The 12,152-nt window shown below is 68.1% G+C and carries 12 protein-coding genes; 7 read left to right on the top strand and 5 right to left on the bottom strand.

Annotation, left to right across the window (positions count from 1 at the left end; all coding sequences use genetic code 11):
* Positions 1-29: 29 nt before the first annotated feature.
* On the top strand, positions 30-2,117 hold the full coding sequence (locus tag LDO27_RS18585; protein WP_377747724.1) for a TonB-dependent receptor family protein: 2,088 nt from the start codon (positions 30-32) through the stop codon (positions 2,115-2,117).
* Between the two features lie 42 nt (positions 2,118-2,159).
* Here LDO27_RS18585 and LDO27_RS18580 read toward each other — a convergent pair whose 3' ends face one another.
* Together LDO27_RS18580 and LDO27_RS18575 are read right to left on the bottom strand one after the other, a co-directional pair.
* The gene (locus LDO27_RS18580; RefSeq protein WP_224043332.1) at positions 2,160-2,837 is read right to left on the bottom strand and encodes a GntR family transcriptional regulator; all 678 of its coding nucleotides are present in this window, start codon (positions 2,835-2,837) and stop codon (positions 2,160-2,162) included.
* A 162-nt stretch (positions 2,838-2,999) separates the two neighbouring features.
* On the bottom strand, positions 3,000-3,983 hold the full coding sequence (locus LDO27_RS18575; protein WP_224043330.1) for a Bug family tripartite tricarboxylate transporter substrate binding protein: 984 nt from the start codon (positions 3,981-3,983) through the stop codon (positions 3,000-3,002).
* Between the two features lie 193 nt (positions 3,984-4,176).
* Between LDO27_RS18575 and LDO27_RS18570 the strand changes: the two genes are divergently transcribed.
* The 3 genes from LDO27_RS18570 (at position 4,177) to LDO27_RS18560 (ending at position 6,417) form a co-directional block, all read left to right on the top strand.
* Positions 4,177-5,157 (top strand): NAD(P)-dependent oxidoreductase, encoded by a 981-nt coding sequence (locus LDO27_RS18570; RefSeq protein ID WP_224043329.1) that lies wholly within the window; start codon positions 4,177-4,179, stop codon positions 5,155-5,157.
* A gap of 11 nt (positions 5,158-5,168) precedes the next feature.
* The gene (locus tag LDO27_RS18565) at positions 5,169-5,555 is read left to right on the top strand and encodes a RidA family protein (protein WP_224043327.1); all 387 of its coding nucleotides are present in this window, start codon (positions 5,169-5,171) and stop codon (positions 5,553-5,555) included.
* Positions 5,556-5,634: 79 nt separating this feature from the next.
* Entirely contained in the window at positions 5,635-6,417 is a 783-nt protein-coding gene (locus tag LDO27_RS18560) for a class II aldolase/adducin family protein (protein WP_222207359.1), read from the top strand.
* A gap of 69 nt (positions 6,418-6,486) precedes the next feature.
* Here LDO27_RS18560 and LDO27_RS18555 read toward each other — a convergent pair whose 3' ends face one another.
* Both LDO27_RS18555 and LDO27_RS18550 read right to left on the bottom strand, forming a co-directional pair.
* Positions 6,487-8,874, bottom strand: coding sequence for a DNA polymerase II (locus LDO27_RS18555; protein ID WP_224043326.1), 2,388 nt, complete (start codon positions 8,872-8,874; stop codon positions 6,487-6,489).
* 40 nt (positions 8,875-8,914) lie between these two features.
* Positions 8,915-9,577, bottom strand: coding sequence for an alpha/beta hydrolase (locus LDO27_RS18550; protein ID WP_224043324.1), 663 nt, complete (start codon positions 9,575-9,577; stop codon positions 8,915-8,917).
* 191 nt (positions 9,578-9,768) lie between these two features.
* Here LDO27_RS18550 and LDO27_RS18545 point away from each other — a divergent pair, with 191 nt between their 5' ends.
* Positions 9,769-9,963, top strand: coding sequence for a DUF2934 domain-containing protein (locus LDO27_RS18545; protein WP_224043322.1), 195 nt, complete (start codon positions 9,769-9,771; stop codon positions 9,961-9,963).
* A gap of 110 nt (positions 9,964-10,073) precedes the next feature.
* Positions 10,074-10,349: a hypothetical protein gene (locus tag LDO27_RS18540; protein WP_222207362.1), complete on the top strand. Its 276-nt coding sequence runs from the start codon at positions 10,074-10,076 to the stop codon at positions 10,347-10,349.
* 59 nt (positions 10,350-10,408) lie between these two features.
* Here the strand turns inward: LDO27_RS18540 and LDO27_RS18535 are convergent, their stop codons facing one another.
* The gene (locus LDO27_RS18535; protein ID WP_222207363.1) at positions 10,409-10,945 is read right to left on the bottom strand and encodes a carboxymuconolactone decarboxylase family protein; all 537 of its coding nucleotides are present in this window, start codon (positions 10,943-10,945) and stop codon (positions 10,409-10,411) included.
* Positions 10,946-11,140: 195 nt separating this feature from the next.
* On the opposite strand from LDO27_RS18535, the gene LDO27_RS18530 reads away from it, so the two are divergent.
* On the top strand, positions 11,141-12,124 hold the full coding sequence (locus LDO27_RS18530) for an AraC family transcriptional regulator (protein ID WP_224043321.1): 984 nt from the start codon (positions 11,141-11,143) through the stop codon (positions 12,122-12,124).
* The last annotated feature ends 28 nt before the right edge of the window (positions 12,125-12,152 follow it).

Raw genomic sequence — 12,152 nt, 5'->3', positions numbered from 1 at the left:
GCGCTGATGCGGGCAGGCGATGGCCGCTGATGGCAGCGGTGCTGCTCGGTGGCGCGCCCGCCCCGCCCGTCCTGGCGCAGGCGGTGCAGGGCGACGAACTCAAGCCGGTGGTCGTCACCGCCACGCGGGTCGACACCGCGGTGTTCGATACGCCGGCCTCGGTCGATGTGGTGAGCGGCATCGCCCTGCGGGACAGCCGGCTGCAGATCAACCTGTCGGAGGGCCTGGGCGGCGTGCCAGGGCTGCTGGTCAAGGACCGGCAGAACTACGCGCAGGACCTGCAGCTGTCGATCCGCGGCTTCGGGGCGCGCTCCAGCTTCGGCGTGCGCGGCCTGCGGCTGTATGTCGACGGCATTCCCGCGACCATGCCGGACGGGCAGGGGCAGACCTCCAACATCGACATCGCCTCGATCGATCGCGTCGAAGTCCTGCGCGGTCCGTTCTCCGCCCTGTATGGCAATTCCTCGGGTGGCGTGATGCAGGTGTTCACCGAGGATGGGGCGAGGCCGCCCGCGGTGGAGGCCAGTTTCGCGGCGGGCAGCTTCGGCACCTTCCGTTACGGGCTGAAGGCGAGCGGCGCCGCGCCAGCCGGCGCTCCGGGGTTGGACTACGTGGTGAGCGCCACGCGTTTTACCACCGACGGCTATCGCGACCACAGCAGCGCACGCAAGAACCTGGGCAACGCCAAGCTCAACTGGCGGCCCGACGACGACAGCACGCTGACCGCCGTGTTCAATGCGGTGGACCTGACCGCGCAGGACCCGCTAGGCCTGACCCGCGCGCAGTACGAGACGGCGCCCCGCAGCGCCGCGCTCGCCGAGCAGTACGACACGCGCAAGACCGTGACGCAGGCGCAGGGCGGGCTGCTCTACGAACGGCGCATCGGCCCCGACGACGAGCTGCGCGCCATGCTGTACTACGGCCAGCGCAAGACCACGCAGTTCCTTGCCATTCCGCCCGCCGCCCAGGCCAATCCGCTGAGCGCGGGCGGCGTGATCGATCTGGACCGGGACTATGGCGGCGCGGACCTGCGCTGGACGCATCGCGCCACGCTGGCGGGCGCGCCGCTGACGCTGATCGCGGGGCTGGCGTACGACTCCCTCTACGAGACGCGCCGCGGCTACGAGAACTTCATCGCCGGGCCTGGCGGTCTGCAGCTGGGCGAGCAGGGCCGGCTGCGTCGCGACGAGCGCAACACCGTGTGGAACTTCGACCAGTATCTGCAGGCGTCATGGACGCCGGCGCCGCGCTGGACGCTCGATGCCGGCGTGCGCCACAGCACGGTGCGCTTTTCCTCGGACGACCGCTATATCGCCGCGCCCAATGGCGACGACAGCGGCTCGGCGGACTACGCCAGGTTCCTGCCGGTGGGCGCGCTGCGCTTTCTCGCCACGCCTTCGCTGAGCCTGTACGCCTCCGCGGGGCGCGGTTTCGAGACGCCCACGCTGAACGAGATCTCGTATCGGCCCGGCGGCGCGCCCGGCCTGAACTTCGGTTTGCAGCCGTCGACCAATGTCAGCGTCGAGGTCGGGGCCAAGCAGAAGCTGGCCGGCGGCCTGCTGACGGCCGCGGTGTTCCAGACCCGGACCGACGACGAGATCGTGACGGCCACCAGCAGCGGCGGCCGCGCGACCTATCGCAATGCGGGGCGGACGCAGCGGCGCGGGGTGGAACTGGGCTGGACGGGCACCGTGCGCGATCACTGGCAGGGCCAGCTGGCCTACAGCTACCTGGATGCCACCTATCGCGACAGCCTCGGTCCCGCAGTGCCGGCCGGCAACCGCATTCCCGGCACGGCGCGCCATGCCTTCTACGGCTCGGCCGGATGGGTGCCGCCGCGCGGCTTCCGCGCCATGGTGGAAGCCCGCTACCTGAGCGCGATGTATGTGGATGACGCCAACAGCGACAAGGCGGCAGGTTATCTGGTGACCGCCATCAGCGCCGGCTACGTGCTGCCGCTGGGCCGCTGGAACCTGACCGCCTTCGCCCGCATCGACAATCTGTTCGATCGCCGCTATGCGGGCTCGGTGATCGTCAACGAAGCGAACGGCCGGTATTTCGAGCCGGCGGCGGGGCGGAATGGCAGCGCGGGCATCGTGTTGTCCTATGCGTATTAGCGCTTGGCGGGCCGTCACCCGCTTGCAGCACCCCGGCGTGCGCTAGTTCATATAAATCTGCGCCAGCCCTTCCTTGAGCGCCGACGAAATCTCGTCATAACGCCGGTTGATATGCCGGCTCAGAATGGGGATGCACTGCTCGGCATCGCGCGCCTTCAGCCCCAGCAGGATATTCCGGTGCTCCATCTGGCTGCGGCTGCGGTCGCAGCGCTCCATGTCGATCCAGCGCACGAAGCGGATGCGGGCGTTGATGTTCTTGAGCACGCGCAGCATCTCGGTATTGCCGGACATCGCCATCAGCCGCTCGTGGAAGGTCTCGTCGAGCCGGACCAGTTCCTCGACGCTGCGGTCGCCCGGCTCCGGGCCGGTGCTGTCCAGGAAGGCCAGCAGCGCGTCGATGTCGGCGTCCTTGGCCCGCTCCAGCGACAGGCGCAGCGCCTCGATCTCGACGATCTTGCGCATCTCGTACAGCGAGAAGACTTCCTGCACGTCGAGATCGCGGCAGAAAAAGCCCTTGCCCGGGGAAAAGCGCAGCAGACCTTCGGTGGTAAGACGGGTGAGTGCCTCGCGCAGCGGGGTGCGGCTGACACCCAGCGCGCTGGCGAGCGCGCCTTCGTTCAGGCGCTCGCCGGGCTTGAAGGCATAGCCGACGCTCATCAGTTTGATCTTGTCGTAGACCTGTTCGACGATGCTGTCGGACGCCACGTTGACGGATGCCACGGTTACGGAATTCCTTATTGCCGAGGCCGTTATCCCGCGGTTGAGCGCGTGCGATAACGGCCGATTTTCAAAACGGTAGGAATATACCTGAAGACAGCCGCCTGACGATGCTTGCATACCGGCCCGCATGATGGCGCTGTATGCGGGCCGGTATGCGTGGCATCAGTCGATCTTCGCTCCCGAGTCCTTGACGATCTTGGCCCACATGCGGATGTCGGCTTCCTGGGTGCGCTTGAACGCCGCCGGGCTGCCGTCCTTGATCGGCAGGATCGCCTGGCTGACCAGCCACTGGCGGAAGCTGTCGGTGTTGATGGTCTTGAGCACGGCCTTGGACATCTTGTCCTGAATCGCGGGCGGCAGGCCCGCGGGGCCGAACAGGCCGTACCACGTGGTGCTTTCGAAGCCCGGCAGCTTGCAAGCCTCGGCCACCGTGGGCACATCCGGCAGGGCGCTGACGCGCTGCGACGAGGTGACCGCCAGCGCGCGCACCTTGCCCGACTCGATCGCGCCAAGGCTGGGCGAGGTCTGGTTGAAGAAGAAATCCACTTCGCCGGACAGCAGTGCCGTCATCGCCGGGCCCTGGCCCTTGTACGGAATATGCTGGTAACTGGTCTGCGAAGCGGTGGCGAACTGCGTCGCCGCCAGATGGCCGGAGGCGCCATTGCCGGTGGAGGCGTAATTCAGCTTGCCGGGTTCCTTTTTCGCGGCCGCCAGCAGATCCTCGCAGGTCTTGATTTCCGGATGCTTGGTCGGATTAACCAGCAGGATATTCGGCAGCGTGCCCAGCAGCGCAATGCGGGAAAAGTCATTTACTACGTTGAACGACAGTTTGGAATATAGCGCCGGGCTGATGGCATGGGTGCCGGCCGTGCCGATCAAGAACGTATAACCATCCGGCTTGGCCTGCGCCACCAATGCCGAGGCGATATTCCCACCCGCGCCCGGCCGATTATCCGAGATAAACGACACACCGAACTCCTTGCTCAGTTCGGCGCCCAGCTTGCGGGCGTAGATGTCGGTGGCGGCGCCACCGGGGAAGCCGCTGACCAGCGCGACCGGAGCGCTCGGCCACGGCTTGTCGTCCTGCGCCACGGCGGCGCCAGCGACGGCCAAGGCAAGGAGGGGAAGGAATCCACGCATCTTCATGTCTGTTGCTCCGGAATGGTTGACCTGGGGGGCGGCTCGTAGGTGTCTGTGCTCCGTCCTGTATACAGACTTTATATATTGCTCCGTATTCTGTAAAGCGCTATCATCGCCGCACGCTTTGCCGGCATTCCACGCACCATTATGGTTCTGCCCCGGGAAAACCCTGTATAAATCCCTCCAACGGAGTATTCACATGACCTTGACCGCTTCCGCCGCGCCTTCCACCGTCTCCGCCGGCACCGCCACTCCCGCAAATGGGGCATGGCGTGCCCTGTTTGTGGACGCCAATCCCACACTCGCGGCAGTGGCATCGCGCCTGCACCGGGCGGACGACATCCCGCTCAAGGTCAACCAGCAGCCCGACATCACCTCGGCGCAGTTGCCCGCGCTGCTCGCCGGCACGCCCATCGCGATCGTCGACCACACCCATCTGCCGACCGACATCGCGCGCCAGTGCGAAGGGCTGAAGCATGTGGTGTTCCTCGGCACCGGCGCGCGCAGCTACATGAACCCCGAGGAACTGGCGGAGCTGGGCATCACCGTGCATACGATCAAGGGCTATGGCGATACCGCGGTGGCCGAATGCGCGTTTTCGCTGATGTGGGCCGCTGCCAAGGGCTTTGCCCGGATGGACCGCGAGATGCGCGCCGGCAACTGGCTGCGCTCGGATGCGGTGCAGCTGACCGGCAAGACCATCGGCCTGGTGGGTTTCGGCGGTATCGCGCAGGAGCTGGCGCGCCTGGCCCGCGGCGTGGGCATGCGCGTGCTGGCGTGGAACCGCACGCCCAAGCAGCACGAGGGGGTGGAATTCGTCGAGCTCGATACGCTGCTTGCGCAAAGCGATGTGGTCTCGCTGCATCTGCTGCTGACGGACGAAACGCGCAACTTCCTGTCGGCCGAGCGCATCCGCTCGATGCGCGACGGCGCCATCCTGATCAATACCGCGCGCGGCGCGCTGGTGGACGAGGACGCGATGGTGCAGGCGCTGCGCGACGGCAAGCTGGCGCACGCCGGGCTGGACGTGTTCACCGTCGAGCCGCTGCCGGCCGGCCACGTGCTGACGACGCTGCCCAACGTCACACTGTCCGCGCACTCCGCCTTCCGCACCCCGGAAGCGAACAACAACCTGTTCGAAGCCGCGCTGCAGCACTGCCGCCGCATCGCCGCCGCCTGAAGGAACACGCCATGACCGATCGCCAATCCGCTTCCGACAACGCCCGCGATATCGTGCGGCTCGATCAGAACCATCGCCGCAGCCGCGCCGTCGTGCACGGCGGCGTGGTGTATCTCGCAGGCCAGGTCGCCGACGACAAGTCGGGCGACATCACGGTCCAGGCCCGCCAGGCGCTGGCCAAGGTCGACGCGTTGCTGGCCGAGGCGGGCACCGACAAGGGCCGCGCGCTGACCGCCCAGATCTGGCTCGCCAGCATGAGCGACTACGACGGCTTGAATGCCGTCTGGGACGAGTGGGTCGTACCGGGACGCACGCCCACGCGCTGCTGCGGCAAGGTCGAACTGGCCGACCCGGCGTTCCGCGTGGAGATCGTGATCACCGCCGCCTTGCCGCAATGAAGTGCACGGCCCTGGCGGCCGCGCCGACGCTGCGTCCCGCTGTCCCTTTGTCCTGGAACCTCAACCGGAATCCCTTGCCATGATTTCCACCACCGATCCGCACCGCAATCGCAAGCCCAACAACATCGGCGACGAGGAATGGGCCGTGCGCGTGCAGTTGGCCGCCGCCTACCGGCTCGCCGCCAAGTTCAACCTGACGGACCTGATCTACACGCATATCTCGGTGCGCGTGCCCGGCACGCGCGACCAGTTCCTGATCAACCCGCATGGCTGGTTCTTCGACGAGATCACCGCCTCGTCGCTGGTCAAGATCGACACCGAAGGCCGCCCCATCGGCGACGACCGCTTCGAGGTCAATGCTGCGGGCTTCACCATCCACAGCGCGCTGCACCAGAGCCGCCACGACGTGGAGTGCGTGGTGCACCTGCATACCGATGCCGGCATGGCCGTCGCGGCGCTGGAGTGCGGACTGCTGCCGCTGAACCAGATCAGCATGCAGTTCTACAACCGCGTGAACTACCACGACTACGAAGGCATTTCGCTGGACCTGGACGAGCGGGAGCGCATCGTGGCCTCCATGGGCGATGCCCACTACCTGATCCTGCGCAACCACGGCCTGCTGACCACTGGGCGTTCGGTGGCCGAGGCCTTCACGCGCATGTTCTATCTGAACCGCGCCTGCGAGATCCAGGTCAGCACGCTGTCGATGGGCCAGAAGGTGATCCTGCCGTCGGCCGCGGTGTGCGAGCACGCGGCGAAGCAGCATGACGACTACGCGTACCTCGACACGGTCCATCTGGATCGCGAGTGGACGGCGCTGCTGCGGTTGCTGGATCGGGATGGGGGAGATTACCGCTGCTGAGTGCTGTCCTGCGTGCGGGCTTGTCGCTGGTGAGGGTGACAGCTCAAATCAAGGCAGTGCGCCCGAACGTCAGAACAACGCCATCTGCGGCGTCACCAGCTGCTCGAAGCTGTCCCCGACAAACGGCAGAATCGCGTCCGCCACCGGCTGCAATTGCCGGGTCAGGTAATGCTGGTAGTCGATCGGCGAGCGCCGTACCTCGAGCGGCTCGGGACCGGCCACCGTCATCACATAGCTGATCCAGCCCCGGTTCTGGTACTGCAGCGGGCGGCCGCGTTCCGCATTGAACCGGTCCGCGATCCGGGCCGCGCGCACATGCGGCGGCACGTTGCGCTCGTAGTCGTCCAATTGCCGCCGCAGGCGCTTGCGGTAGACCAGCAGCGCGTCCAGCTCGCCGGCCAGCGTGCGCCGCACGTAGTCGCGCACGAACTCCTGGTGCGGCTCGCGCCGGAAGATCAGGCGGTACAGCTGCTGCTGGAATTCCTGCGCGAGCGGCGACCAGTCGGTGCGCACCGATTCCAGTCCCTTGAACACGATGTCGTCGCCACCGTCCGCGGTGGTAACGAGGCCCGCGTAGCGCTTCTTGCTGCCGTCCTCGGCGCCGCGGATGGTCGGCATCAGGAAGCGGCGGTAGTGCGTCTCGAACTGCAGCTCCAGGGCACTGTCCAGCCCGAACTGCTCGCGCAGATGATGCCGCCACCAGTCGTTGACATGCCGCACCAGCGCGTGGCCGATGCGGTTGGCCTCGTCGTCGGCATGCGGGCGCGTGAGCCAGACGAACGTCGAGTCGGTGTCGCCGTAGATCACCGCATAACCCTGCGCCTCGACGAGCTCGCGCGTCTTGCGCATGATCTCGTGCCCGCGCATGGTGATGGACGATGCCAGCCGCGAGTCGAAGAAGCGGCAGCCGGTCGAGCCCAGCACGCCGTAGAACGAGTTCATGATGATCTTCAGCGCCTGCGCCAGCGGCTTGTTGCGCTCGCGCTTGGCGGCCTCGCGCTGCTGCCAGACCTCGCCGACGATGGCGGGCAGGGCGTGCCGGTCGCGCGAGAAGCGCGCGCCCCGGAAGCCGGGCACCGTGGCGGCGTCGGCGGCTTCGTTGCCGGCTTCGTCCCCGGCGCCGGCCATGCCCTCGACCAGCCCCACCGGGTCGATCAGGAAGGTGCGGATGATCGAGGGATACAGGCTCTTGTAGTCGAGCACCAGCACCGAGTCGTAGAGCCCGGGGCGCGAGTCCATCACGAAGCCGCCCGGGCTCGCGTGTTCGGGCTGGTCGCCCAGGTTCGGCGCCACGTAGCCCTGCCTGTGCATGCGCGGCAGGTACAGATGCGTGAAGGCGGCCACCGATCCGCCGCTGCGGTCCGCCGGCAAGCCCGTGACCGTGGCGCGCTCGAGCAGGAAGTCCAGCAGCTCCGCCTTGTCGAAGATGCGCGTGACCAGCTCGCAGTCCTTCAGGTTGTAGCGTGCAAGCGCGACCTTGTCGTGCGCGAACATGCGGTCGATCGCACTCATCCGGTCGTAGGGGTCGTCGATGTCCTTGCCCTCGCCGAGCAGGGTCTGCGCAACATGCTCGAGGCTGAACGACGGGAAGCTCCACGTCGCCGAGCGCAGCGACTCGATGCCGTCGATGATCAGCCGGCCCGGGAGCGCCGCGAAGAAGTGGCCGTTGCCGCCGCCGTGCTCGCGCCACTCCAGCGGCGCGTCGCCGCGCCCGAGCCGCAGCGGCACGCCCCACTGCTCGGACTGCTGCTGCAGCACGCGCAGGTCGAACTGCACCACGTTCCAGCCGATGATGGCGTCGGGATCGTGCCGCGCGAACCACGCGTTGAGCCGCTGCAGCAATTGCGCGCGGGTTTCGCAGTATTCCAGCGCGAAGTCCACCGCGTCGTCGCTGGTCGGTGCGCCCAGCATGTAGACCTGGCGCTGGCCGCAGCCCTGGAGGGCGATGGAATAGAGCGCGCCCTCGGCGCTCGTCTCGATATCGAGCGAGACGCAGCGCAACCGGGGCCGGTAGCCCGGTGCAGGCTTCATTTGCCCGTTGCGCAGCGTGCCGTCCGGCGCCGCTTCGCCGGCGAACGCGACCGGCGCGGTGACGAAGCGCTCCATCAGGTAGCGCTCCGGCGGACGGATATCGGCCTCGTACACGTCGAAGCCATGCTGGCGCAGCTGCTTTTCGAGCTTGAGCAGATGCCGATAGCTCTGGGTGTAGAGCGCGGACACCGGCCGGCGGCGGAAGTCGCGCAGCGCCAGCGGTTTCACTTCGATACGGCGCTCGCCGCGCAGCAGCGGTTCGGCGCGCTGCGCGTCCTCGCTCGGCAGGAAGGCGACCGATGGCTGCGGCGCCAGCCGCAGCAGGCGCGGACCGCCGTCGGTGGCCAGCCAGAACTCGACCTCGGTGCCGGACGGCGTGTCCTGCCAATGGCGCGTCAGGATGAAGCCGTGCTGCGGGGGAACCACGATGGCGGTCGGAACGGAGCGGAACCAGGCGGGCGCCGGCTCAGCCGGCCGCGGCGAGGCGCGTGTCCAGGTACGCCGCCACGATGCGCTGGAACACCGGCAGCTTGCCGGTGAAGAAATGGTTGGCGCCCGGGATCACCGTCACGGGCAGCTCCTGCGGACGCGCCCAGTCGAGCACCGATTGCAGCGGCACGTTTTCGTCCTTCTCGCCGTGGACCACGAGCGTGTCGCCCGGGACGTTCGGCGTGTCGTAGCTGCGATTGCCCGCGACCGGGCCCCACGGAATGCCGGACAGCACCAGATGCGCGACCGATTCGCCCGCATCGAGCAGGCGGCGGGCCACCAGCGACTGCACGAACGCGCCGAAGGAAAAGCCCGCGAGCGCCAGCGGCACGCCCGGGTGGGCCTGCTGCAGATGCCGGATCACCGCGATCATGTCGTCGGTCTCGCCCTCGCCGCCGTCGTGCTTGCCCTCCGTGCCGTCCATGCCGCGAAAGTTCGGCCGCGCCGCGACGAAACCGCGCGCCTGAAACAGCCTGGCGAGCTGCAGCGGAATCTTGTGCTCCGCGTTGCCGCCCAGCAGCGGGTGCGGATGACCGATCACGGCGATGCCCGCCGCGGGACCATCGGGCGTGTCGGTCAGGATCTCGATCTTGCCGGCGGGGCCGGCGATGGTGAAGCGGTCGGAGTTTGCTGCGGACATGGGAGCGGGGCGGCTGGCAACGGGGGTGGCAATCCCGCATTGTAATGGCCGATGCGCCGGGTTCGATCCAAATGAAGTCGCTGCCGCGCAATGCCCGGCGTCGGGCATGGGCGGGTTCGCATCAGGGGCAACGGCCGCCGATCAATGTCTACACTGATCTGCAGGGCAACCGCACAGACGAGGAGAACACCATGGCGAACACAGATCCTGCCGCCGACGCGCCCATGCCGGCCGAGGAGGATATCCGCACCCGTGCCTACCAGCTGTGGCTGGCGTCTGGCAGTCCCGACGGCCGCGCCGAAGAATACTGGGAGGAAGCGCGGCAACAACTGATGGCCGCGCGCCCGACCGATCCGGGGCAGTCCGGCACCGGACCTTCGGAGTAGCGCCCGCGCCCCGCGGCAGGCTTTGCCGCGCGATTGCGGAAACGACCATATCGCGGCACCGCCGCAGCGGATTTCCCTGCGGCGTCGCGTCGACATAGGGAGACATCGCGATGAACACCGTGAAGGCCGAAGTCCGGCCGGCCACCGCCCAGCAGATCCGCGCGATCATCGGGCCCTTCGAGGACGAGGTGATCGCACGGATTCTCGAGGTCCAGCCGTCCGTGGAGGAAGTCCACGCCGCCTATCACTGGCTGCGCTCGGACGAGCATCTGGTGCGCAACCTGACGCACGAACTGCGCGGCAAGGCGGCCGCGGTCTTCGAGATACTCGACGACGAATTTCCGGACTTCGATCCCGGCATGCAGCCGGTTGGCCGCGGCCAGTGATGCCAGGCCGAGGCGGGATGGCGCGGGTGCGCCATGCCGCCACGGCCTTCCGCAGCGCGTCATTGCACCGGCGGGAAGTCCAGCGTGGTGTCGTTGACGCGGTTGAACATGTTGGTGAACAGGATCGCCGTGATGGCAAGGATCGCCTCCACCACCTGGCCATCGCTGTAACCGGCCTCGCGTACCGCCGCCAGCGCCGGGGCCGGCACGGTGCCCGAGGTCTTCACCAGCGTCAGCGCAAAGCGCACGAGCGCGTCGATCTTGGGATCGTCGTCATAGGCGCCCGCGCGCAACTTGCGCGTTTGCTCCGCCGAGTAGCCGGCCATCTTGCCGGTCATCGTATGCGCGGCCACGCAATAGTCGCAGCCGCTCGCCTCGCTGACGGCCAGGTTGATTGCCTCCAACTCGCGCGCCGACAGGGCGCCCTTCTTCAGCACGGCATTGGTCTGCAGCAGGTTCGCCAGCGCGGCCGGCGAGGCCGTGCCGATGCCGGCATAGGCGTTCGGCACCTTGCCGACGGCGCGCTTGATATTGGCGAACAACTCGGCGGTTTCGCCGGTGGCGGTCTGGAGATCGAGGGCGGGAATGCGGGACATGATGGTGTTCCTTTCGTGTTGGTGGTATTGCGTTTGGGTTGTGTTGCGTCGGGCTGGATCCGCTGCGCCAACACGGCCGGCTGGCCTTGTCTTTGCCGGTCGCCGCGTCGCTGCGTTTCCATGACTGCATGGTAGCCGCGGCACGTGCGCCATATGGCATAGAATGGCGCAGGTTATTGCTCAATCGTCTCAACCATGCCAGGCCATCCCGTAGACACCCTCAGCGAACTGGTGCAGATGCTGTCGCCCTCGGGCACCGTGGACTTGCGCTGCCGCATCGCCGCCCCGTGGACCGCCGCGCAGCAGCCCGCGCCCGTTGGCCATATTCCCTATCACGTGGTGCTGCGTGGCGAGGCGCGCGTGGACAGCGGCGCTCGCGCGGTGCGGCTGGCGGCCGGCGACGTGGTGCTGTTCCCGCGCGGCGCGGCGCACTACGTGCATTTCGGCGGCGGGGCCCCGGACGCGCGCGCGGCGGCGCGTACGCGCTCCGGCTTCAATGGCCTGGTGACGGAGGTCACGTTGCCCGGCAGCCGGGGCCGGAACGCGGATGGCGAAGAGGGCGACGCGCTCGACCTGATGTGCGGCACGTTCGTGCTGGGGGCGCCGGGCAGCGTGCTGCTGCGCACGCTGCCGGAGATCGTCCATATCGGCACGGCGGGCGAGGCGGACAGCGACTGGCTGCGCGGCCTGCTCGCCATGATGCGCAGCGAGACCGAAGCGCCGCGCGCCGGCAGCCGCGCCATCGTGGGTGAGTTGTCGACAGCGCTGTTCACCATGCTGCTGCGGACCATCGTCGGCCGCGGCGGCGTTGCGCGCAGCCTGCTCGCGCTGATGGCCGATGCCCGGCTGGCCAAGGCGGTGGCGGCGGTGGTGGGAGAGCCGCAGCGCCCGTGGACGGTGGCCAACCTTGCCGCCCTGGCGAGCATGTCGCGGGCGACCCTGGCGCGCCGCTTCGGCGAGGCCGGGGGCCTGAGCCCGCTGGCCTTCGTCACCACGCTGCGCATGGAGCGCGCCGCCCGGCTGCTGGAAACGACCGGCATGTCGGCCGCGGCGGTCGGAGAGGCCTGCGGCTATGCCTCACAGGCTGCCTTCGGCAGGGTGTTCAAGCAGTATTTCGGCGTAGGGCCGGGCGCCTACCGGCGCGCACCCGCCGCGCGGGACCCGGCGGCCTCCGCCTGACCTCGGGCCGCGCCCGTACTACATTGCG

This window comes from Cupriavidus respiraculi (assembly GCF_914271545.1).
Classification (GTDB): domain Bacteria; phylum Pseudomonadota; class Gammaproteobacteria; order Burkholderiales; family Burkholderiaceae; genus Cupriavidus; species Cupriavidus respiraculi.
This window is presented reverse-complemented; position numbering and strand designations above follow the sequence as displayed.

Coding starts and splice junctions, on each gene's coding strand:
- LDO27_RS18585 (WP_377747724.1), top strand. CDS start 30: ATGGCAGCGGTGCTGCTCGGTGGCGCGCCCGCCCCGCCCGTCCTGGCG.
- LDO27_RS18575 (WP_224043330.1), bottom strand. CDS start 3,983: ATGAAGATGCGTGGATTCCTTCCCCTCCTTGCCTTGGCCGTCGCTGGC.
- LDO27_RS18570 (WP_224043329.1), top strand. CDS start 4,177: ATGACCTTGACCGCTTCCGCCGCGCCTTCCACCGTCTCCGCCGGCACC.
- LDO27_RS18565 (WP_224043327.1), top strand. CDS start 5,169: ATGACCGATCGCCAATCCGCTTCCGACAACGCCCGCGATATCGTGCGG.
- LDO27_RS18560 (WP_222207359.1), top strand. CDS start 5,635: ATGATTTCCACCACCGATCCGCACCGCAATCGCAAGCCCAACAACATC.
- LDO27_RS18550 (WP_224043324.1), bottom strand. CDS start 9,577: ATGTCCGCAGCAAACTCCGACCGCTTCACCATCGCCGGCCCCGCCGGC.
- LDO27_RS18545 (WP_224043322.1), top strand. CDS start 9,769: ATGGCGAACACAGATCCTGCCGCCGACGCGCCCATGCCGGCCGAGGAG.
- LDO27_RS18540 (WP_222207362.1), top strand. CDS start 10,074: ATGAACACCGTGAAGGCCGAAGTCCGGCCGGCCACCGCCCAGCAGATC.
- LDO27_RS18535 (WP_222207363.1), bottom strand. CDS start 10,945: ATGTCCCGCATTCCCGCCCTCGATCTCCAGACCGCCACCGGCGAAACC.
- LDO27_RS18530 (WP_224043321.1), top strand. CDS start 11,141: ATGCCAGGCCATCCCGTAGACACCCTCAGCGAACTGGTGCAGATGCTG.